This window comes from Nocardioides salarius (assembly GCF_016907435.1).
Lineage (GTDB): Bacteria > Actinomycetota > Actinomycetes > Propionibacteriales > Nocardioidaceae > Nocardioides > Nocardioides salarius.
Genome location: NZ_JAFBBZ010000001.1, coordinates 3,297,581 through 3,318,824 on the forward strand (window position 1 = coordinate 3,297,581; position 21,244 = coordinate 3,318,824).

A 21,244-nucleotide genomic window follows, 5' to 3' on the forward strand; every position below is an offset into this window, starting at 1 on the left:
CGCGAGGGTGCCTTGGCACACTGGCACCGTGCGCGCGCCCCGTCCCCTGCTGCTGGTCGTCGCCCTGGTCGCGGTCGTGGCGGCCGCGGCGCTGGTGCTGAGCAGGCTCGGCGGCCCCGGACCGCAGGAGAGCAACCAGCTGGCCGAGCGGGGGCAGTACGTCGACCCCGGGGCCAAGGCGGTCGCGGCCGCGGCCCAGGCGCGCGCCGACGGCGACGTCGCGCGCGCCGAGCTCTTCGAGGAGCTGGCCTCGGTGCCCTCGGGCATCTGGTTGACCCCCGAGCAGCACCCGGTGGGCGTGGTCGGTGACTACGTCACCGCCCTGGTGACCGGCGCCGACGAGCTCGACGAGGTCCCGCTCCTGGTCGTCTACGGCGTGCCCGAGCGCGACTGCGCCGGCCTGCTCTCCGCCGGTGGCCTCTCGCCGGAGGACTACCCGACCTGGGTCGGCGAGATCGCCACCGCGCTCGAGCTGGCCCCCGGGCCGGCGGTCGTCGTGCTCGAGCCCGACGCCCTGGCCACCGCCCAGGAGTGCGGACGCCGCGCCGACCGGGTCGAGCAGATCGCGACGGCGGTCGGGCTGCTCGCCCGGTCCGGGGTGACGACGTACGTCGACGCGGGCCACTCCGACTGGGTGGGCGCGCGGTCGATGGCGCGGCTGCTCGAGGAGGTCGGGGTCGAGCGGGTCCGCGGCTTCGCGACGAACGTGTCGAACTTCCAGCGCGACGACGACGAGCGCGCCTACGCCGAGACGCTCGACGAGCTCGTGCCCGGCGAGCAGCACTGGCTGATCGACCGCGGCCGCAACGGCAGCGGGGCCAGCGAGGACTGGTGCAACCCGGCGGGGGCCACGCTCGGGCAGCGTCCCGGCTTCGTCGACGACGGCACCGGCCTCGACGCCTTCGTGTGGGTCAAGCCGCCGGGGGAGTCCGACGGGACCTGCGCCGGCGGACCGCCGGCGGGCGAGTTCTGGCCGGAGGGCGCCTGGCGCCTGGCGGGGGACCCGGGGACCTAGGTGGGCCGCCCCCAGGTGGGACTGGGAGGGACTCCGTGGAGGGTGAGGGGGCCCGTTGTTAGTCTTCGGCCATGACAGCGGACGCGTGGACCGCGGTGATCGTCGAGGACGACCCGGACGTCCGCGACCTCATCGACATCGTGCTCACCCAGTCCGGCTTCCAGACGGTCCTGGCCGAGGACGGACCCTCCGGGGTGGAGGCGGTGCGCCGCCACGATCCGCTCATCACCACCCTCGACGTCAACATGCCGGGGATGGACGGCTTCGCGGTCGCGAAGCGCCTGCGAGAGTTCAGCAACACCTACCTGATCATGATCACGGCGCTGGCCGACGAGATCGACGTGGTGCAGGGCTTCGAGGCCGGCGCCGACGACTACCTGGTCAAGCCGTTCCGGCCCCGCGAGCTGCGGGCGCGCGCCGACTCGATGCTGCGCCGCCCGCGCGAGCGAGTCGAGCAGCCGGTGCCGCCCGCCGCTGCGCCCGAGACCCCGGCGCCGGCGCGCGAGCCGGAGTCGTGGGCCGCCCAGGCGGCCCGTGACCTGCAGGAGCAGTCCCTGCCCCCGCGGCAGGCGACCCCGCCGGCGCCCCGCCACGCGGCGCCGCCGCCCCCGGTCGAGCCCCCTGAGCCCGTCAGCCACCTGCACGCCGTCGCCCAGCCGCACCCGCCGGAGCAGGCCGGTCCGGCAGCCGACGGCTCGTGGGTGCGCTTCAACGGCCTCGCGCTCAACAACGAGACCCGCAGCGTCACCGTGGGCGGGACCGGCGTCGAGCTGACCCGCACCGAGTTCGACCTGCTCGCCTCGCTGCTCAGCACCGGGCGACGGGTGCGCTCCAAGGCCGACCTGGTGCTGACGATGCGCGGGCAGCAGTACGTGACGTCCTACTTCGTCAACGAGGCCGACAAGCGCTCCGTCGAGGTGCACATCGCCAACCTGCGCCGCAAGATCGGTGACGACAGCACCAACCCGCGCTTCGTCGAGACCGTGCGCGGCGTCGGCTACCGGCTGGCCGAGGCGACCTGAGGGTCCCGCGGGACTGGTCGCCAGTGCGAGAGGCGCGGGCTCGGTCCGCGATTCGCTAGGCGATCTGGCTGGTGCTGGCGGGCTCGAAGGTAGTTCCATCCCCACGCGATGAGCACGAACGTGAGCACCGCTACTGGCTGCGCATGCCTGAAATCTGGCACAGATGCCCACCGGCCCAACCGCCATCCGCTCATGCCTCGCACGGGGCGGCTAGCGAGTCATGAGTCCGTCAGGCGCGTTCGATCTTCCGGGACGACCATGACCGGAAGGTCGAGCGCGTCGCTGAGGATCGTCTGGAGGTCGCCCCGGTCCGGCAGCGGCGGCGCCATTCCTACGATCAGACCTGAGCCGTCGCCGCAGCCGTAGCTCGAGGACCAGCGATCGCGATGCCCGTACTCGCGCAGCACACCCTGCAGCTGCCGCTGCGCACGTTGGATGTCCAGCCGCGAGTAGTCGACTGACTCGACGATGACTGTGACTCCGTCGGGCCGTGTTCCGTTGAGCGCGAGCACTTCTTGGGGTGCCGGGGCCTTCCACTGAAGCAGAACAGCGCCTGCGTCCTGCCAGAGGGCGATCCCGGCGGCGCCTGACAGGTCTCGGGTTGCGCTCCGGACGTCGTTGAGCGCTGGCTGAAGCAGCCATTGCAGGACCTGGCGGACCTGTCCGTCGGCGTCGACCCCCGCTGTCGCCGCCGTGGGGTCCCATTCGAAGACGTGGGCCACGCCGACTTCCCGCAGCTCCGCCACCACGGCGGGGTCGGCGTAAGAATCCGGGTCCCCGCTGTCATCTACGACGAGGGCCACCACCCCCAGGGGACTGGGCGCGGCGTGGCGCACCTGCACCGAGCTGAGCGTGGTGAGTCGACGTAGGACCTGCTGTTGAGTCTCGAGGTCGGCGATCGTGGTGGTCTCGGTGAAGACCCGGTTCTCGGTGGGGCACTCGAACAGCTGGTCCTGCGGTGACGGTGCGGCGGTCGCCGGCCGCGGCTGCACCGGACGTGGTGTGGGGCCGGAGCCTGCCAACGACTGGCTCCCCACCGCGATCGCCACCACGAGACCTGCCACGCCGAAGGCGGTGCCGAACGCGCGTCGTCGGCGGGCCCGCCGTACGCGGGCATGGATGGCGCGTGGAGCGTGAACCGTCGGTCGTAGGGACCCCGACATCCGACGCAGGGCGTCGTGCAGGTCGTCCTCCGGTGTCTGGTTCATCAAGTCCCTCCCACTTCCTCGCGCGCTTCGGCGCGTGCTCGCATCCGGGACAGCCCGCGCGAAAGATGACTACGTGCAGTGCCGATGGAGCAACCGAGCTGCTCAGCGAGCCCGTCGTAGTCGAGGTCCTCCAGCACCCGCAGCACCACCGCTGTCCGCTGCTGAGGAGTCAGCGTGTTGAGCGCGTCGATGAGCCACGGGTCGACCGGGTCGACGATCTCCACGGGGGCCTGGCGGTCGGGAACCGCACCAGGCAGCACCTCGCGCCGCGAGCGACGAGCCCTGTCGATGTTGAGCCGCACCAGCGTGGTCCGCGCATAGCCGCCGGGGTTGTCCGACGCCAGTCGCCTCCACCGCACACCGACCCGTGTCAGCGACTCCTGAACCAGATCCCAGGCGTCGTGCGGGTTGCCAGCAAGCGCATGAGCGAGCCCGAGCAACCGGGGCGTCTCCGCCTCCACGAATTCCTCGAAGTCCCTGCTCACGTCAACCTTCCTGCTGCGTCCACAGTCCCGTCCCATAGTCAACGCCGGCGAGACCTACAACGTTGAGATGTTCGGGGATCAGTTGTTGAGGACGGCGGGACTGGCGCTCGCGGGTGGGTTAGGTTCGCTTGCGCAGGGTAAGGGCTTCGCGATGCCGACCCTGGAGGAGAGCCGTGGGACACCCACCACTGTCCAAGCAGATGCGCGCACGCGTCATCGTCGTGATCGTGTGCTCGGCACTGCTGGTGCTGCTCATGCTTCCGCTGGCGGTCTTGTCGATCGCGCGCGGTGACGACCACGCAAGGACCGCCGGGATCATGGCCATCGGTCTCGGGCTCCCTGCCGTGTTCGGCGCCGTGACGTGGTGGGGAGTTCGTCGCTGGCGAGCTGATCCGGACGTGCGTCGCCGTGAGCCGAACCGGGCTGCCTCTCGCCTCCTCCTGCTCGGCAACCTGGGCGTGTTCATCGCAGGCGACCTCGTGCGCAGGCTTGTGGGAGGTCCAAGTTGGCTGGCCTGGCTGGCCGCGGGGCTTGTCTTCCTCGTCGGCGCTCTGGTCGTCTTCTACGCCGCGAAGCGTCAGGACCCGCGTCTGCACCTCTTTCGGAGACCAGACCCACTTCCCGAGGACGGGGACAGTCCCGACGACAAGAGGTCTGCTGCGCCGCAGGAGAGCCCAGGTGCCAGCCCATCGGCCAGGGCGCCGGCGCCGAGCACGAAGTCGCGGCGCACCTGGACTCGGCTCGGGCGCTACGTGTTGGCCGCACCGGTAGTCGCTTTGATGGCTGTCGCGTTGCTGAACGATCCTGGCCGCCTTGGCGAGAGGTCGAGTGCGGCGGACATGCCGGTCGCGGGCTTCGTGGGCATCGCCGGGGTCATGACAGCCCTCTTTGCTGGCATGTGGGCAATGTCGGAGTACAGACACCGCACGATCATCGCCACCATTCAAGTAGCCGTCGTCTGGCTCGGCGGGCTGCTCTTCGTGACTGGCGTTCGTACCGAGACGACACTTCTGGATGTGGCGGAGGACGTGGTTCTGCTCGCCACCACGTTGCTCCAGGTCGTCCCCGTGCGGCGTGAAGGCGAAGCCAGCACCAGCGAGCTGTCTCCGGGCGCGGTGAATCACCCGATCGGTAGCAGGGCGGACGGCACGTCCTGACCACACGACGCGCGCTCAGCTGCCACAGGCAGCGCGACCGAGCTGATGCGGGGCGCGGTGCGTCAGGGGGAACGAGGTGATCTGTTCCCTCTCGGCGATGACGCGCTCCGTGTCCTCCGGGAAGACGAACGGCCGAAGGCGCCGGCGGTCTGGCGGCCGCCCCAGCGGGCATCGCGTCCACTTCCATGGACGCCGGGCGAGGACCAGGGTCGGCCGGGTCTCGTCGAGACGTAGCCAGCGGAAGGGACGCCTAGTTGGCGTTGACGGGGATCTTGGCCTTCTCGGTCTTCTTCTCGGACTCGAAGATCGCGATCGGCACGGTCTGCTTGACCGTGCGCTGCACGAAGCTGCTGCTGCCCGGCCGCTCCTGGATCGAGACCTTGGCGGTGAAGGTGAGCTCGATGCCGCGGGTGTCGAGCGAGGTGCCCTTGATCTTCTGGTTGCGCAGCTCGAAGGCGCCCTTGGGCGAGGTGATGAGCATGCCGTACTTGGTGCTCACGGGCTGCGGGTCGAAGGTGATGGTGCGTGCCGAGGCGTCGAGCTCGTAGGGCCGCTGGGTCTTGCCGCCGTCGCTGGTGATGGTGCGCGAGGTGACCTTGATGCGGTCGAGGTAGACCTTCCGCTTGGTGGCGAACGGGTCGCGCAGCTTCTTGGTGAGGTCGTAGGCCTGGAAGGTGAAGGAGAAGAACTTCGCGCCGCGCGGGTACCACTCGTTGGTGCGCGGCGTCGACTTGGTGGGGTAGAGGGTGTAGACGAAGTCGACACCCTTGACGCCGTCGACGGAGATGTGGCTCTGGAAGGTGCCGTCGCGGGTGAACTGCGAGTCGTAGAGGTCGGCGGTCGCGCTGGCGCTGGGCGTCTCGGCCTCCACCGGCTCGGAGCCGCGGTCGAGCAGCGAGCACGAGCTCAGCCCCAGGCTGAGCGCGAGAGCCGCCCCGAGCAGGCCCAGGCGGTGACGGGTCCTGTCGACGTGGTGCCTGCTCATGCCTTGAACCCCCGGTAGCGCCTGCTGGCCTTGATGATCATCCACGCGGTCTGCAGGACGGTGATGATGCCCAGGACGGGCCAGCCGATGGCCAGCACGTCGGACTTCTGGTCGATGTCGAGCGGGCCGTAGACCCAGCCGACGAACAGGCCGACCAGGAGCACCCCCACGACGAGGAAGGGGTAGGTCCAGGCCACGCCCTTGCCGCGCTCGGCCTTGGCCTGGGCCGCCCAGTTGTCGGTCTGCTGCTTGGAGAAGAACTTCAGCCAGGCCCGCACGAAGTGGCCCATCCGGGTCATCATGTAGAGCTCGGCCGGGAAGACCAGCAGCACGAACAGGTAGTCGCGACGGTTGCGGAACTGCATCGAGTGCGCGACCCGGAAGTTCAGCCACACCGCGGCCACCGGCGGGATCAGCCACAGGGGGCTGAACACGAAGGCGTCGAGCTGCAACGACCACATCAGCAGCACGATGAACAGGAAACGAGTGGTCATGTTGATGACCATCGACATGTGCTCGAACCAGCGCAGCCGCAGGTTGGGGTGGAAGGGCTGGCCCTTCGTGTCGCCGCGCTGGCCGGGCCACATCAGGTCGATGGCGCCGAAGTTCCACTTCACCTGCTGGGCGTCGAGCGAGCGCAGGGTGGTCATCCCGCCGACGTGGGCGCGAGCGCGCGCCGAGATCTTGGTCAGGTAGCCGGCGGACTTGATCTGCAGCGAGAGCAGCGAGTCCTCCACCTCGGAGTCGCTGACCCACGGCGTGCGCTGGTGGCTGTCGCGCATCACGTCGCGCAGCGCCTGGGTGGAGAAGATGGAGAACTGCCCGCCCAGCACCGCCATGTTGCGACCCTTGAGCAGGTTCTGCATGTTGAAGGCCGAGAACTGCGCGCGCTGGCCGGCGATGAGGAACTTCGACATCACGCCCTCGAGGGCGGAGTCGTCGATGGAGTAGATGGCCGAGATGCCGCCGATGCGGTCGTCGCTGGAGATCTCGTCGACCAGGTGCTGGATGGCGTCGGGCTCGGGCGTGGTGTCACCGTCGACGCCCAGCAGGTAGTCCATGTGCTCGACGAGCGAGTAGCCGTAGTTGAGGGCGCCGACCTTCTTGTCGGGGTTCTTGCCGATGTCGTGCACGTAGATGACGGTGCTCTGCTCACCGGTGGGCGTCATCCGGGTGTGCGGGCCGGCGTAGTGGCTGGCGATCTCGACCGACTCGTCGCTGGTGTTGTTGACGATCAGGTGCACGACGTCGGGCAGGCGGGTCTGCTGCAGCAGGGAGTCCAGGACGCCCGCGATCGTCTCGGCCTCGTTGTAGGCGGGGATGATGCAGCCCACGGTGGCCTGCACCGTGGGGATGGCGTCGAGGCCGTCGAGGAAGTCCTCGGCGTAGGCCTCCAGCGCAGGATCGGGGCGCTGGACGAAGCCGCTGGGGGCGCTGAGGTCGTTCGCGAGCCGCTGGTCGGCTCGGAGGTCGTCGCTCATCTGCTCATCTTCCGTCGTCCGTGGCCCTGGCTGGGCCGGCGTCGTGGCTTGAAGTCTCGCGTGCCGACCTCAAGGCATCCCCGGGTTTGACGAAAGATTGGCTTGTCAGTTCCTCAAGGCAGCGCGCTGGCGCGCCAGGCGCCCGGGCCGTGCGACAGCGGGCGGCGTACGCCGCGCGCCGGCGACGACCACTCGGGCCGGCGCGGGCGCGGCGCCGCGTCGCCCCCGCCCATCGCGGAGAGGACGGCGACCACGGCCGCCACCTCCTCCGGCGTAGCGGAGGCGTCGAGGATGCGCAGCGCCGGACGGGCCGGCTGCTCGTCGGGGGTCGGGGCGGCCATCAGAGCGGGATGTTCCCGTGCTTCTTCGGCGGCAGGCTGGCGCGCTTGGAGCGCAGCAGCCGCAGCGCGCGGACCACCTCGGTGCGGGTCTCGTGGGGCTGGATGACCGCGTCGATGTAGCCCCGCTCGGCCGCGATGTAGGGGTTGGCCAGGGTGGTCTCGTACTCGTCGATGAGCTCGGCGCGACGCGCCTCGACGTCGCCGCCCTCGGCCTCGACCTGCGCCAGCGTCTTGCGGTGCACGATGTTGGCCGCACCCTGCGCGCCCATCACCGCGATCTGCGCGGTGGGCCAGGCGACGTTGATGTCGGCACCGAGGTGCTTGGAGCCCATCACGTCGTAGGCGCCGCCGTAGGCCTTGCGGGTGATGATGGTGACCAGCGGGACGGTGGCCTCGGAGTAGGCGTAGATGAGCTTCGCGCCGCGCCGGATGATGCCGTTCCACTCCTGGTCGGTGCCGGGCAGGAAGCCGGGCACGTCGACGAAGGTGAGCACCGGGATGTTGAAGGCGTCGCAGAAGCGCACGAAGCGCGCCGCCTTCTCGCTGGCGTCGATGTCGAGCGTGCCGGCGAACTGCATCGGCTGGTTGGCCACCACGCCGACCGGACGGCCCTCGACGCGGCCGTAGCCGATGATGATGTTGGGCGCGAAGAGCTCCTGGACCTCCAGGAACTCGCCGTCGTCGACGACCGAGCCGATCACGTCGTGCATGTCGTAGGGCTGGTTCGCCCCGTCGGGGATGATCGTGTCGAGGGCGCGGTCCTCGTCGCTGATCTCCAGCGCGGCGGGCTCGTCGTAGACGACCGGCTCGTCGAGGTTGTTCTGGGGCAGGTAGGAGAGCAGCGCCTTGACGTACTCGATCGCGTCCTCCTCGTCGGTGCCCATGTAGTGGGCGTTGCCCGACTTGGTGTTGTGCGTGCGCGCACCGCCGAGGTCCTCCATCGAGACGTCCTCGCCGGTGACGGTCTTGATGACGTCGGGACCGGTGATGAACATCGCCGAGGTCTGGTCGACCATGACGGTGAAGTCGGTGACGGCGGGGGAGTAGACGTGCCCGCCGGCGCAGTTGCCCATGATCATCGAGATCTGCGGGATGACCCCGGAGGCGTGCACGTTGCGGCGGAAGATCTCGCCGTAGAGCCCGAGCGAGACGACACCCTCCTGGATGCGCGCGCCGGCACCCTCGTTGATGCCGATGATCGGGCAGCCGGTCCGGATGGCCAGGTCCATCACCTTGGTGATCTTCTCGCCGTAGACCTCGCCGAGCGAGCCGCCGAAGACCGTGAAGTCCTGGCTGAACACGCACACCTGGCGCCCGTCGATGGTGCCGTAGCCGGTCACCACGCCGTCGCCGTAGGGGCGGTTCTTCTCCAGCCCGAACGCCGTGGAGCGGTGCCGCGCCAGCTCGTCGAGCTCGACGAAGCTGCCCTCGTCGAAGAGCATCTCGATGCGCTCGCGGGCCGTCTTGCGTCCCTTGGCGTGCTGCTTCTCGACCGCCTTCGCGGACCCGGCGTGGACAGCCTCGTCCAGCCTCCGGTCCAGGTCGGCGAGCTTGCCCGCCGTGGTGTGCAGGTCGATGTCCTGCGGGACGTCGGTGCCCTCGCCTGGCTGTGCGCTCACGTGTTCCGGCCTCCTGACTGGGCCCGTCCGTCTGGCCCTCGCGTCTGCTCGTGCGTCAATGTAGTGCCCGTGCCCGACACCGCGCCCCGGCGCCCACCCCTCGACGAGCCCCTTGACACCACCCGCCTGCAGGTGCCCGGGCTGAGCGTCGAGGTGGTCGAGGAGTCGCCCTCGACCAACGCGCTGGTCGCCGGGCGCGCCCGTGAGGGGGCGCCCGAGGGCCTGGTCGTCGTCACCGAGCACCAGACCGCCGGTCGCGGACGCCTCGACCGCGCGTGGACCACGCCCGCGCGCTCGGCCCTGACGTTCTCGCTGCTGCTGCGCCCACGGGTGCCCGCCGAGCAGTGGCCGTGGCTGCCGCTGCTCACCGGCCACGCCGTGGCCGGCGCGCTCCGCTCGCACGCCTTCCCCGCCGGGGTCAAGTGGCCCAACGACGTGCTGGTCGACGACCGCAAGGTCGCCGGCATCCTCGTCGAGCGGGTCGAGACGCCCACCGGCCCGGCCGCCGTGCTGGGCATCGGCCTCAACGTGCGGCTGCCCGCCGACCTGCTGCCGGTGCCGACCGCCACCTCGCTGCTGGTCGAGGCCGAGGAGCGGGGCGTCGACCTGCCCGCGCGCGGCCTCCTCCTCGTGACGCTGCTCGAGACCCTGCGCGCCGCCTACGACGACTGGCAGGAGGGCGGTGACGCCGCCGCCGACCGGTTGCGGGCGGCGTACGCCGACGCGTGCGTGACGCTCGGTCGGCAGGTGCGCGTCGAGCTGCCGGGGGCCGACGCGCTGGTGGGCACCGCGGTCGGGGTCGACCGCCACGGCAGGCTGCTCGTCGAGCCCGCGGAGCAGGCCGGCGGGGGCGCCGCGGTGGCCCTCTCGGCCGGCGACGTCGTGCACGTGCGTCCGGCGTGAGCGACGTGCGTCACTCCGGGTGAGAGGATCGGGGTCGTGCCGATCAACCGCAAGCTGCTCAACCCCGGAGAGAGCGTCGTCGTCTCGACCCGCACCCACCCCAAGGCGCTGCTGCTGCCGCTGCTGGTCCTCGTGCTGCTGCTCGCCCTGGGAGCCGTCGTCGAGACCCGCACCTCCGGTGACGGCGGACGCGTCGTGGCGTGGGTCGTGTGGGTCGTCGTCGGGCTGGGCGTCCTGCGCTTCACCGTGTGGCCGTTCCTGGAGTGGTGGACCGGCCACTACACCTTCACCGACCGCCGGCTCATCACGCGCACCGGTGTGCTGACCCGCCGCGGCCACGACATCGGTCTGGGCCGGGTCAGCGACGTGGCCGTCGAGCTGCACCTGACCGACCGGCTGCTGGGCTGCGGCACGCTGGTGATCAGCGACGCGAGCACCCACGGCCAGGTCGTGCTGCCCGACATCCCGCGTGTCGAGGAGGTCCAGCGCCGCCTGCAGGTGCTGCTGCACCACGAGTCCGGTCGGGACGAGCGCGCGTGAGCGACGAGAGCAGGGTCCGGGTCACCCACACCGACCTCGAGAGCGCCATCCTGCGCGAGCGTCCCTCGCTCAGCGGCACCGAGCTCGCGCGCTCCGCCGAGATCAGCACCGAGCAGGCCAAGCGGCTGTGGCGGGCCCTGGGTTTCCCCGAGCACGCGGACGACGTCGTGGCCTACCTGCCCTCCGACGCGCAGGCCATCTCGACCCTGCTGGGGGTGATGGCGGGGGGCGTGCTCGACGACGACCTGGCGGTCAACATGACCCGGGCCCTGGGCCAGACCATGGCCCGCCTCGCCGAGTGGGAGGTCACCGCGCTGGTCCAGCGCGTCGAGCAGCTGCACGAGACCGGGGCTGCGGGTGCCGAGGGTGCCGAGGGCGGGGTGCCCGGATCGAGGGTGGGCTCGGCCCTCCAGCTCGTCGAGGAGCTCAGCGAGCCCTTCGAGGAGCTGCTGATCTACGCCTGGCGCCGCCACCTCGCCGCGGCCGCCGCCCGCATCGAGGCGCTGGCCGCCGACGACGAGGACCTGCACACCGTCGAGCTCACCGTCGGCTTCGCCGACATCGTCGGGTTCACCGCCTTGTCCAACACCCTCACCGAGGAGCGCATCGGCGACCTCGTCGAGCTGTTCGAGATGCGCTGCGCCGACGTCGTGGCCGCCCAGCGCGGCCGGGTCATCAAGAGCATCGGCGACTCCGTGCTCTTCGTGAACGACGACCCCCTGGGCGCCTACGACACCGCCGAGGGGATCATCAACGTGATCGGTCGCGACCCGCGGATGCCCGACGTGCGCGTCGGCCTGGCCAGCGGCTCGGTGGTGCTGCGGCTCGGCGACGTCTTCGGCCCGCCGGTCAACATGGCCGCGCGGCTGACCAACGTCGCGCGACGCAACCGGATCATCACCGACGAGGCGACCTCGCGGCTGCTGCCCGAGGACCAGTTCGAGACCCGCCGGATGGCGGCGCGGCCGGTGCGCGGCTTCGGCATCGTCGAGCCCGTCGCCGTACGCCGGCACTGAGGCCGGCCCGGGCCCCGGGTCTGTTACCGATCTGTGCATCTCGAGGGCTTGTGCGACGCCCCGTGTCCTTTACCTGCCGCGCCGAGCGGGGGTAAAGGTTCGTCGGCGTGGCGATTGTCATGAAAATGCCAGTGACATTTTCTCCCATTTACTACCGACCGGTCTCCGCCCTTCCTAGGATCGGTGCATGATCAATGTCCAGGAGATCAGCCTCGACCCCGACACCCGACGAGCCTGGCGCGCAGGCGACGAGATCGCCCTGTCTCGCAAGGAGTTCGACCTCGTGCACGCCCTCATCGCCCGCGCCGGCGACATCGTGACCCGTGAGGAGCTGATGCGCGACGTGTGGCACACGTCCTTCTGGACGAGCTCGAAGACCATCGACGTGCACCTCGGCTGGGTGCGCCGCAAGCTGGGCGACGACAGCCGCAACCCGCACCTGATCACCACGATCCGCGGCAAGGGCCTGCGCTTCGAGAAGGTCGGCCCCGCCGCCTGAGCCACCCGACCAGGTCCTAGGCTGGCGCCGTGCCCGAGCCAGCCGTGTCCACGCCCGCCACGTCCGCGTCCGCTCCGACCCTGGCCGTCATCGGCGGGGGACAGCTGGCCCGGATGATGGCCCAGCCGGCGATCGCCCTCGGCCTCCCGCTGCGGCTGCTCGCCGAGGCGCCCGGCGTCTCGGCCGCGCAGGTCGTGGTGGACCACCAGATCGGCGACCACCGCGACCTCGAGACGCTGCGACGCGTCACCGAGGGGTGCGCGGTGGTGACCTTCGACCACGAGCACGTGCCCACCGAGCACCTGCACGCCCTCGAGGCCGACGGGATCGCGGTGCGACCCGGGCCCGACGCCCTGGTGCACGCCCAGGACAAGGCGGTGATGCGCGAGCGGCTCACCGCCCTCGGCGTGCCGTGCCCGCGCCACGCGGTGGTCGCCGACGTCGCCGACGTCGAGGCCTTCGGCTTCCCGTGCGTGCTCAAGACCACGCGCGGCGGCTACGACGGCAAGGGCGTGTGGGTCGTGCGCAGCGCCGACGAGTGCGCCGAGCCGCTGCGCACCGCCGCCGAGACCGGCGTCCGCCTGCTCGCCGAGGAGCTCGTCGACTTCCGGCGCGAGCTGTCGGCGCTCGTGGCCCGCTCTCCCAGCGGCCAGGCGGCGGCGTACCCCGTGGTGGCCTCCACCCAGCTCGACGGGATCTGCCACGAGGTGGTGGCGCCCGCCCCCGACCTCGACGAGGACCTCGCGGGGCAGGCGCAGTCGATCGCGCTGCGCGTGGCCGGCGAGCTCGGCGTGACCGGGGTGCTGGCCGTGGAGCTGTTCGAGACCACCGACGGGCGGATCCTGGTCAACGAGCTCGCCATGCGGCCCCACAACACCGGCCACTGGACCCAGGACGGTGCGGTCACCTCGCAGTTCGAGAACCACCTGCGCGCGGTCATGGACCTGCCGCTCGGCTCACCGGCGCCGCGGGCCCGGTGGACGGTGATGGTCAACATCCTCGGCGGCGAGCGCGCCGACGTGGGCCACCTCTACGACGGCTTCCCGCACGCGATGGCCCGCGACCCCCTCCTGCGCGTGCACCTGTACGGCAAGGACCTGCGACCCGGTCGCAAGGTCGGCCACGTCAACGCCTACGGCGACGACCTCGAGGACTGCCTGGAGCGCGCGCGGCACGCCGCCGCGTGGTTCCGCGGCGACCTCGGCGACGAGAGCGAGTGAGATGACCGACTCCCAGACCCCCCGCGTGGGCATCGTGATGGGCTCCGACTCCGACTGGCCCGTGATGCGGGCGGCCGCCGAGGCCCTGGAGGAGTTCGGGGTGCCGCACGAGGCCGACGTCGTCTCCGCGCACCGGATGCCGCAGGAGATGATCGACTACGGCCGCGACGCTGCCGGCCGCGGTCTCTCGGTGATCATCGCCGGAGCCGGGGGAGCCGCCCACCTGCCGGGCATGCTGGCCGCGGTCACCCCGCTGCCGGTGATCGGGGTCCCGGTGCCGCTGGCCTACCTCGACGGCATGGACTCCCTGCTCTCCATCGTCCAGATGCCGGCGGGCGTCCCGGTGGCCACGGTGGCCGTCGGCGGGGCGCGCAACGCGGGCCTGCTGGCCGTGCGGGTGCTGGCCGCCACCGACCCGGCGCTGCAGGAGCGGATGGTCGCCTTCCAGGAGACGCTGCGCGAGGCCGCGCACGCCAAGGGCGAGGTCGTGCGCCGCGAGGCCGGGCGCCGCGCGCCGCGGGTCGGGTTCTGACCGAGGTGGTGCGGCCGGGCCGCCTGGTCGGGATCGACCTGGCGCGCTGCCTGGCCCTGCTGGCCATGATGGCCACCCACCTGCTCGACCAGCGCGACCCCGACGGGTCGCTGAGCGCGTCGGCGTGGCTCTTCTCGGGCCGCGCCTCGGCGCTCTTCGCCCTGCTCGCCGGGGTCAGCCTGGCACTGCTGTCGGGCCGGACCCGGCCGCTGCGCGGTCGGGCGCGGGCCCGCCGCTCGGCCGGGCTGGCGGTGCGCGCCCTCCTGGTGGCGCTGGTGGGCCTGGCCCTGGGCGAGGTCGACTCGGGGATCGCGGTGATCCTGACCCACTACGGCCTGCTCCTGCTGCTGGGCCTGCTCGTGCTGGGCCTGCAGGCGCGCACGCTCGCGGTGCTGGCCGCGGTGTGGGTGGTGCTGGGCCCGGCGGTGGCGCAGGTGCTGCGGCCCGAGCTGGCGCCGCGGGGCTTCGCGAGCCCCTCGTTCGAGCAGCTGGCCGAGCCCGGCCGGCTGCTCTCGGAGCTGCTGTTCACCGGCTACTACCCGATGGCCTCGTGGTTCGCCTACCTGCTGGCAGGGATGGCGCTCGGGCGCCTCGACCTCGCGGCGCTGCGCCGCCGTACGCTCGTGGCGCTGGCAGCGGCCGGGGGCGCGGTGGCCGTCGCGACGACCTGGCTCTCGCACCGCCTGACCGAGCGCGAGGACGTGCTCTCCGCGCTGGTGCCCGGCGTCACCGCGCGCCGGGGGCCCGAGGTCGCCGCGTCGCGGCTGCGCGACCAGGTCGAGGGCGGGCTCTTCGGGCAGACCCCGGTCGAGGGGCCCTGGCAGTGGCTGCTCGTGGTGGCGCCGCACTCGACCACGCCCTTCGACCTGGCCCAGACCATCGGCAGCGCCGTCCTCGTGGTCGCGCTGTGCCTGCTGCTGGTGCGGCTGCTGCCGGGCCCCGCGGTCGACGGCGTGGCGGTGGCGGCGGGGGCGGGCGCGGCCACGCTGAGCCTGTACACCCTGCACGTGCTGATGACCACCGAGGCGGTGTGGCCCTCGGAGTCCTCCGACGGCACCGCCGTGCAGTACGTCGTGGTGCTGGGTCTCGGCGCGCTGCTGGTGGCGACGGGGCGGCGCGGGCCGCTGGAGGCGGTGGTGGCGCGGCTCAGCGCCGGCGCCACTCGATAGCCGGGCAGGTGTCCATGACCATCGGCACCCCGGCCGCCGTGGTGCGCTCGAAGGCGGCCTCGTCGACCACGCCGAGCTGGAACCACACCCCGCGAGCACCGATGCGCACCGCCTCGTCGGCGAACGGCCCGGCGGCCTCGGAGCGGCGGAAGACGTCGACGACGTCGACGGGCACGTCGATGTCGGACAGGGAGGCGAACGCGCGCTCGCCGAGCACCTCCAGGCCGCCCGGCCGGGCGGCCGCGGGGTGCACCGGGACGATCCGCTTGCCGCGCTCCTGCAGCAGCGAGGCGATCGAGTACGCCGTGCGGCTCGGGTCGCCGGACAGGCCCACCACCGCCCAGGTCGAGCACTCCTCGAGCATCATCTCCACCCAGGCGGGGTCCTGCCAGCCGCGACTCATGCACCCGAGCCTAGGTCGCCCCCGACAGCAGGGACGCCCATCCCCAGGGGTGGTGGGTGCCCCCGGCGGGCGGGCTAGGTTCGGGCCCATGGCCAACATCAAGTACACCGTCCCCGGCATGACCGACGCCGACGCGGAGCGCGTCATCACGCTCCTGCAGGACAGGCTGCACGCCGCCAACGACCTGCACCTGACCCTCAAGCACGTGCACTGGAACGTCGTGGGCCCGCACTTCATCGCCGTGCACGAGATGATCGACCCCCAGGTCGAGGCCGTGCGCGGCTTCGCCGACGACCTCGCCGAGCGGATCGCCACCATGGGCGGCTCGCCCAAGGGCACCCCGGGCTCGATCGTCGACAACCGCAGCTGGGAGGAGTACTCCCTGGGCCGCGGCACCACCCAGGAGCACCTCGGCGCGCTCGACCTGGTCTACCAGGGCGTGATCAGCAGCTACCGCTCCGGCATCACCGAGCTCGGCGACCTCGACCCGGTCACCGAGGACATGTTCATCTCGCAGACCGACAAGCTCGAGTTGTTCCACTGGTTCATCCGCGCCCACCTCGAGGACAAGGGCGGCTCCCTGTCCACCGAGGGCGCGTCGTCGGAGAAGGACGCCGCGCAGTCGGCCGGCTGAGCCTCGTCGTCCCGCCGGACGCCCGTGCCCCTCGTGGGTGCGGGCGTCCTGTGCATTTCGCGGTCCTGCTGCGGTGACCTGGGTGGCTCTGCCACGATCGGCGCATGGGCGTGGGCGACTCCCGACGGCGCGTCGAGACGGCGCGTCTGCTGCTGCGGGCGCGGGTGAGCCAGGGCGGGGTCCGCGAGGACTACGAGAACCAGGTCGTGCGCCTCAACCTGCCGGTGGCCCTGGAGATCGCCCGGCGCTACCGGGGCCGGGGGATCGCCGACGACGACCTCGACCAGGTGGCCAGCCTCGGGCTCGTCAAGGCGGTGCGCGGCTTCGACCCCACCCTCGGCGAGGACTTCCTCGGCTTCGCGGTGCCGACGGTCCGCGGTGAGGTGCGCCGCCACTTCCGCGACGCCGGCTGGGCCGTGCGGCCGCCGCGGGCGGTGCAGGAGATGCAGGCCCGGGTCGCCCGCGCCGAGGCGCGGCTGTGCCAGGAGCTCGGCCGTGCTCCCCGGCGCTCGGAGATCGCGGTGGCCCTCGACGTGCCGCTGCAGATGGTCGTCGACTGCCTCAACGCGGCCGGCTGCTTCTCGCCGGTCTCCCTCGACGACGAGGGCGCCGAGCCGGGGCAGCCGTCGGCCACGGCCACGATGGGCGGCCCCGACCCGGCCTTCGCCAGCGCGGAGGCGCGCGTCGCGCTCGCCCCGCTGCTGCGCGACCTCGACGAGCGCGAGCAGACCATGGTCCGGATGCGCTACTTCGAGCACGCCACCCAGAGCGAGATCGGCGCGGCCGTCGGGCTCTCCCAGGAGCAGGTCTCGCGGCTGCTGGGCGCCCTGCTCGAGCGGCTGCGCCGACAGCTCGCCGACGCCGCCGCCTAGTCGGGCCTGGCTGGACCTAGCCGCGGGGGTGGATGCGGGGCAGGGCCGAGGCCTTGCCGCGGAACCGCGGTGCGCGCTTCTCGCGGAAGGCCGCCACGCCCTCCTTGCCGTCGCCCAGCGAGGTCCAGTACATCGCCAGCGAGTCGGAGAGGTGCGCCTCGAGCGGGTGCGCCAGGGCGCTGTTGCGGTAGAGCATCTGCTTGGCCAGGCCCAGCGCCACCGGCGACCGGTCGCGCACGAACGAGCGCGCGAGCTCCTGGGCCGCCGGCACCAGGTCGTCGGGCTCGTGCACCGAGCGCAGGAGACGCCCCTCGAGCGCCTGCTCGGCGGTCAGGACCTCGGCCGAGTAGACCCACTCCAGCGCCTGCTGGATGCCGACGATGCGCGGCAGGAACCAGCTCGACGCGGCCTCGGGCACGATGCCCAGGCGACCGAAGACGAAGCCGATCTTGGCCTTCGTCGAGGCCAGGCGCAGGTCCATCGCCAGCGTCATCGTGGCGCCGATGCCGACCGCGGGGCCGTTGATCGCCGCGATGACCGGCTTGGGCAGCGCGTGCACGGCCAGGGTCACCTTGCCGCCCGTGTCGCGCACGCCGGCGTCGTACGGCGCCTCGTCGTAGGCGGCGCGGAACTCCTCGGGGGTCGGGCGCAGCGACTCGTCGAGACCGAAGACGTTGCCCTCGGCCGAGAGATCCATGCCGGCGCAGAAGGCCCGGCCGGCGCCGGTGACCACGACGGCGCGCACGTCGTCGCTGCGCAGCTCGGTGCGGAAGACCGACTCGAGCTCGCGGGCCATCGTCAGGTCGAAGGCGTTGAGCTGGTCGGGACGGTGCAGGGTCAGGGTGGCGACACCGTCGTCGTCGGTGGTGATGTCGAGCGTGTCGTGGCTGGTCTGGCTCATCCGGTGGTCCCCTTCGGCAGTCCGGACGGCGAGCACAGGCCCTGCCCGATCCGGTCGGTGTCGTCGTCGATGATCGCCTGGAACATCTGCGGCGCGCGCTCGGGGTCCCAGTTGACCTGGAGGTCCTGGATCGGCACCCCGCAGGTCAGGCCCTTCTCGCCGTTGACGCGGGTCATCGCCATCGCCCACATGCCCGCGCGCCAGGGCGCCATGCCCTTGCCGAGCTCGACGGTGTCGGTGGCGGCCATGTTGAGGCGCCAGTAGCGCACGGGGTTGAGCACCGACCAGGGCGAGAGCACCTTGTCGCCGACCGCGGAGACCACCTCGCGCTGGGCCTGGGCGCGCTGCACGTCGCCGAGGGCCGTGTAGGTCTTGCGGGAGCGGGCGTAGCCCAGGGCCGTGACGCCGTCGGCCTCCTGGCAGCCGGCCTTGACGTCGAGGTTGGCCAGCGGGTCCTGCATCGCGTTCTCGGGGCAGATCTCGACGCCGCCCACGGCGTCGACCAGGCCGACGAAGCCCCCGATGCCGATCTCGACGTACTCGTCGACGCGGATGCCGGTGTTCTGCTCGATGGTCTTGACCAGCAGCTTGGGGCCGCCGAAGGCGTAGGCGGCGTTGATCTTGGTGGTGCCGCGGTCGGGCACCTCGACCAGCGAGTCGCGCGGGATCGACATCAGCAGGTTGGGGCCGGCGCCGGTGTGCAGCAGCATGATCGTGTCGGTGCGCTGCCCGGCCGCGTTGCCCGTGCCGAACTCCTTGCGCTGCGCGGGGGTCAGGCCCTCGCGCGAGTCGCTGCCGACCAGCAGGTACGTCGTGCCGGGCTGCTCGTCGGGGCGCTCGCCGCCCGGCGCGAAGGCGACGTCGTCGACGCGGGTCCAGGCGTAGATCGGCACCGCGACGAGGAAGACGATCCAGGCCACCAGCAGCAGCGCGAGGTGGCGCAGCCGCGGGCGGGGGCGCCAGCCGCGCCCGCCGCGGCCGCCGTGCTGGGTCGGCGGTGGGGCCGGGGGCTGGGCCGGTCGCTGGGCCGGTCGTTGGGTGGGCGGCTGGGCCGGTCGCTGGGAGGGGGTCGGGCGCGGTTGCACCGGCATCCGCTGGGTGGCGTCGGGCTCCGGGGGCGATCCCTTGCCGCCGTACAACCAGTCGAAGCGCTCTTCGTCGCCGTCCCCGCTGCCGGGCCGCTGTGCCATGCGCCGGAGGCTACCGTGCCGCCATGACCCCCTCGCGCCCCTCGTCCTTCGCCCGGGTCTCGTTGTCGGTGATGACCTCGAGCAGCCAGGCCAACCTGCTGGGCAACATCCACGGCGGCGAGGTGGTCAAGCTGGCCGACTCGACAGCGGGTGCGGTCGCGCAGCGCCACAGCGGGGGACCGGCCGTGACCGCGGCGCTCGACGAGATGGTCTTCCTGCGCCCGGTGCACGTCGGCGACATCGTGCGCACCCTCGCCCAGGTCAACTGGGCCGGGCGCTCCTCGATGGAGATCGGGGTGCGGGTGGAGACCCAGCCGTGGAACGACCCGTCGGTCGGGTCGCTGCACGTGGCGTCGGCGTACTTCGTCTTCGTCGCCGTCGACGCCGAGGGCCACGCGCGCGAGGTGCCGGGGCTGCTGCCCGAGGACGCCGACGACGAGCGGCGCTGGCGCGAGGCCGAGATCCGGCGCGCGCACCGCCTCGCCCGCAAGAGCGAGATCGAGGAGGGTCGGCGCGGCGCTCCCTCGTGACGGCTGGGACTGGTGATACTGCTGGGACGACAGGTTCCGCCCCAGCAGGAAGGCACTCTCGATGCCACCCGTCTCTTCCCCCCGGGTGCTCGACGGCCAGGAGGCCCCGGCACGCACCAGCGCCGCCGACCGCGCTGCTCGGGTGCGCTTCCGGCGCGCCCTGGCGCTGATGGCGATGACGCTCGTCGCGCCCGGCTCGGCCCAGCTCACCGCCGGCAACCGCCGTGTGGGCCGCCTGGCCCTGCGCGTGTGGCTGGTCGTCGTGGCGACCACCCTGCTCACCGGGCTCGTGGTGCTGCTCGACCCCGAGAAAGCCGTGACGCTCGGCTCGAAGGCCTGGCTGCTGCTCGTGGTGCGCACCGCGCTGCTCGCGGGCGCCGTGGGCTGGGCGGTGCTGTTCATGGACGCCTGGCGGCTGGGCCAGCCGCTGAGCCTGGGCCTGGCGCACCGGCGCGCGGCCGTCGGGGTCAACGGCGTGCTCTCGCTCAGCGTCGCCGGGTCGCTGCTCTTCGGGGCCCACCTGGTGGGCGTGCAGCGCGACCTGATCGTGACGATGTTCGGCTCCAGCGAGGTCGCCGGCTCGGCCGACGGACGCTTCAACGTGCTGCTGATGGGCGGCGACTCCGGGGCCGGGCGCTGGGGGCTGCGCCCCGACTCCCTGACCGTGGCCTCGATCGACGCGACCACGGGTCGCACCGTGCTGGTCTCGCTGCCGCGCAACATGCAGGACTTCCCCTTCGCGGAGGGGTCGGTGATGGCCGAGCAGTTCCCCGACGGCTTCGACGCCGACTACCTCAACGGCGTCAGCACCTGGGCGCAGGACAACGCCGAGCTGTTCGGCGACTCCGAGGAGGACCCGGGCGTGCAGGCGACCGTCTCGGCCGTCGAGGGCATCACCGGCCTCGAGGTCAGCTACTGGGCGATGGTCAACCTGCAGGGCTTCAAGGACCTCGTCGACGCGGTGGGCGGGGTGACCCTCACGGTGCGCCAGCCGATCCCCGTCGGCGGCCTCGGCTCCGACGTCTACGACTACATCGAGCCGGGCACGCGTCAGCTCGACGGGTTCGAGACCCTCTGGTACGCCCGGGCCCGCGAGGGCTCCGACGACTACTCGCGCATGGCGCGGCAGAAGTGCGTGATGAACGCGATGCTGCAGCAGGTCAGCCCGCAGTCGGCGCTGCAGAACTTCGAGAAGATCGCCCAGGCCTCCTCCGAGATGATCTCGACCAACCTGCCGGCCTCCGAGCTCGACCGCTTCATGTCGCTGGCGATGAAGGCCAAGGAGCAGAAGATGTCGAGCCTCTCGCTGGTGCCGCCGATGATCAACACCGCCGACCCCGACATCGACCTGGTCCAGCGCAAGGTCGCCGCGGCCATCGAGAAGGCCGAGGGCAGCGCCGCGCCGAAGACGAAGGCGAAGACGAAGCCGGACTCCACCTCCGCGGTCACCGGTGGTTCCGTCGGGTCGCTCTCCGAGGGGTACGCCGCCAACCAGGCCGGCGACCTGTCCGGCGCCTGCTGA

General features: G+C 71.9%; 23 protein-coding genes. 14 read left to right on the forward strand and 9 right to left on the reverse strand.

Features of this window, described 5'->3' with window-relative positions; all coding sequences use genetic code 11:
- The first annotated feature begins 28 nt into the window (after positions 1–28).
- Positions 29–1,015: a glycoside hydrolase family 6 protein gene (locus tag JOE61_RS15855; protein ID WP_193667122.1), complete on the forward strand. Its 987-nt coding sequence runs from the start codon at positions 29–31 to the stop codon at positions 1,013–1,015.
- 71 nt (positions 1,016–1,086) lie between these two features.
- Positions 1,087–2,037 (forward strand): response regulator transcription factor, encoded by a 951-nt coding sequence (locus tag JOE61_RS15860; protein WP_193667123.1) that lies wholly within the window; start codon positions 1,087–1,089, stop codon positions 2,035–2,037.
- Positions 2,038–2,255: 218 nt separating this feature from the next.
- Here JOE61_RS15860 and JOE61_RS15865 read toward each other — a convergent pair whose 3' ends face one another.
- Positions 2,256–3,245 (reverse strand): hypothetical protein, encoded by a 990-nt coding sequence (locus JOE61_RS15865; protein WP_193667124.1) that lies wholly within the window; start codon positions 3,243–3,245, stop codon positions 2,256–2,258.
- Positions 3,245–3,730: a SigE family RNA polymerase sigma factor gene (locus JOE61_RS15870; protein ID WP_193667125.1), complete on the reverse strand. Its 486-nt coding sequence runs from the start codon at positions 3,728–3,730 to the stop codon at positions 3,245–3,247. The genes JOE61_RS15865 and JOE61_RS15870 overlap by 1 nt, the downstream gene beginning before the upstream one ends.
- 200 nt (positions 3,731–3,930) lie before the next feature.
- Between JOE61_RS15870 and JOE61_RS15875 the strand changes: the two genes are divergently transcribed.
- Positions 3,931–4,887 (forward strand): hypothetical protein, encoded by a 957-nt coding sequence (locus JOE61_RS15875; RefSeq protein WP_193667126.1) that lies wholly within the window; start codon positions 3,931–3,933, stop codon positions 4,885–4,887.
- Positions 4,888–5,137: 250 nt separating this feature from the next.
- Here JOE61_RS15875 and JOE61_RS15880 read toward each other — a convergent pair whose 3' ends face one another.
- The 4 genes from JOE61_RS15880 to JOE61_RS15895 form a co-directional block, all read right to left on the reverse strand.
- Entirely contained in the window at positions 5,138–5,872 is a 735-nt protein-coding gene (locus JOE61_RS15880; protein WP_193667127.1) for a hypothetical protein, read from the reverse strand.
- A complete protein-coding gene (locus JOE61_RS15885; RefSeq protein WP_193667128.1) occupies positions 5,869–7,353 on the reverse strand; it encodes a glycosyltransferase family 2 protein in 1,485 nt (494 codons plus the stop codon). Before JOE61_RS15885 ends, JOE61_RS15880 begins: the two co-directional genes overlap by 4 nt.
- A gap of 113 nt (positions 7,354–7,466) precedes the next feature.
- A complete protein-coding gene (locus JOE61_RS15890) occupies positions 7,467–7,694 on the reverse strand; it encodes an acyl-CoA carboxylase epsilon subunit (protein ID WP_193667129.1) in 228 nt (75 codons plus the stop codon).
- Positions 7,694–9,313 (reverse strand): acyl-CoA carboxylase subunit beta, encoded by a 1,620-nt coding sequence (locus JOE61_RS15895; protein WP_193667130.1) that lies wholly within the window; start codon positions 9,311–9,313, stop codon positions 7,694–7,696. The genes JOE61_RS15890 and JOE61_RS15895 overlap by 1 nt, the downstream gene beginning before the upstream one ends.
- A 69-nt stretch (positions 9,314–9,382) precedes the next feature.
- Between JOE61_RS15895 and JOE61_RS15900 the strand changes: the two genes are divergently transcribed.
- From JOE61_RS15900 to JOE61_RS15930, 7 genes are all read left to right on the forward strand, one after another.
- A complete protein-coding gene (locus JOE61_RS15900; RefSeq protein WP_307823053.1) occupies positions 9,383–10,216 on the forward strand; it encodes a biotin--[acetyl-CoA-carboxylase] ligase in 834 nt (277 codons plus the stop codon).
- Between the two features lie 36 nt (positions 10,217–10,252).
- Positions 10,253–10,756, forward strand: a complete 504-nt coding sequence (locus JOE61_RS15905) for a PH domain-containing protein (protein ID WP_193667132.1) — start codon at positions 10,253–10,255, stop codon at positions 10,754–10,756.
- On the forward strand, positions 10,753–11,772 hold the full coding sequence (locus JOE61_RS15910; RefSeq protein ID WP_193667133.1) for an adenylate/guanylate cyclase domain-containing protein: 1,020 nt from the start codon (positions 10,753–10,755) through the stop codon (positions 11,770–11,772). The genes JOE61_RS15905 and JOE61_RS15910 overlap by 4 nt, the downstream gene beginning before the upstream one ends.
- A 187-nt stretch (positions 11,773–11,959) precedes the next feature.
- Positions 11,960–12,271 (forward strand): winged helix-turn-helix domain-containing protein, encoded by a 312-nt coding sequence (locus JOE61_RS15915; protein ID WP_193667134.1) that lies wholly within the window; start codon positions 11,960–11,962, stop codon positions 12,269–12,271.
- A 29-nt stretch (positions 12,272–12,300) separates the two neighbouring features.
- Positions 12,301–13,491: a 5-(carboxyamino)imidazole ribonucleotide synthase gene (locus JOE61_RS15920; protein ID WP_307823054.1), complete on the forward strand. Its 1,191-nt coding sequence runs from the start codon at positions 12,301–12,303 to the stop codon at positions 13,489–13,491.
- 1 nt (position 13,492) lies between these two features.
- Positions 13,493–14,023: a 5-(carboxyamino)imidazole ribonucleotide mutase gene (gene purE, locus JOE61_RS15925; protein WP_193667135.1), complete on the forward strand. Its 531-nt coding sequence runs from the start codon at positions 13,493–13,495 to the stop codon at positions 14,021–14,023.
- Between the two features lie 8 nt (positions 14,024–14,031).
- The gene (locus JOE61_RS15930) at positions 14,032–15,192 is read left to right on the forward strand and encodes a heparan-alpha-glucosaminide N-acetyltransferase domain-containing protein (RefSeq protein ID WP_193667136.1); all 1,161 of its coding nucleotides are present in this window, start codon (positions 14,032–14,034) and stop codon (positions 15,190–15,192) included.
- Here the strand turns inward: JOE61_RS15930 and JOE61_RS15935 are convergent.
- Positions 15,170–15,595, reverse strand: coding sequence for a CoA-binding protein (locus JOE61_RS15935; RefSeq protein ID WP_193667137.1), 426 nt, complete (start codon positions 15,593–15,595; stop codon positions 15,170–15,172). The genes JOE61_RS15930 and JOE61_RS15935 overlap by 23 nt on opposite strands.
- 88 nt (positions 15,596–15,683) lie before the next feature.
- Here JOE61_RS15935 and JOE61_RS15940 point away from each other — a divergent pair, with 88 nt between their 5' ends.
- Positions 15,684–16,229, forward strand: coding sequence for a Dps family protein (locus tag JOE61_RS15940; RefSeq protein WP_193667138.1), 546 nt, complete (start codon positions 15,684–15,686; stop codon positions 16,227–16,229).
- Between the two features lie 104 nt (positions 16,230–16,333).
- Positions 16,334–17,101: a sigma-70 family RNA polymerase sigma factor gene (locus JOE61_RS15945; protein ID WP_193667139.1), complete on the forward strand. Its 768-nt coding sequence runs from the start codon at positions 16,334–16,336 to the stop codon at positions 17,099–17,101.
- A gap of 16 nt (positions 17,102–17,117) precedes the next feature.
- On the opposite strand, the gene JOE61_RS15950 is transcribed toward JOE61_RS15945, so the two are convergent.
- Positions 17,118–18,002, reverse strand: coding sequence for a crotonase/enoyl-CoA hydratase family protein (locus JOE61_RS15950; RefSeq protein WP_193667140.1), 885 nt, complete (start codon positions 18,000–18,002; stop codon positions 17,118–17,120).
- The gene (locus tag JOE61_RS15955) at positions 17,999–19,192 is read right to left on the reverse strand and encodes an LCP family protein (RefSeq protein WP_193667141.1); all 1,194 of its coding nucleotides are present in this window, start codon (positions 19,190–19,192) and stop codon (positions 17,999–18,001) included. The genes JOE61_RS15950 and JOE61_RS15955 overlap by 4 nt, the downstream gene beginning before the upstream one ends.
- 23 nt (positions 19,193–19,215) lie before the next feature.
- On the opposite strand from JOE61_RS15955, the gene JOE61_RS15960 reads away from it, so the two are divergent.
- Both JOE61_RS15960 and JOE61_RS15965 read left to right on the forward strand, forming a co-directional pair.
- On the forward strand, positions 19,216–19,722 hold the full coding sequence (locus JOE61_RS15960; RefSeq protein WP_193667142.1) for an acyl-CoA thioesterase: 507 nt from the start codon (positions 19,216–19,218) through the stop codon (positions 19,720–19,722).
- A 61-nt stretch (positions 19,723–19,783) separates the two neighbouring features.
- The gene (locus JOE61_RS15965; RefSeq protein WP_193667143.1) at positions 19,784–21,244 is read left to right on the forward strand and encodes an LCP family protein; all 1,461 of its coding nucleotides are present in this window, start codon (positions 19,784–19,786) and stop codon (positions 21,242–21,244) included.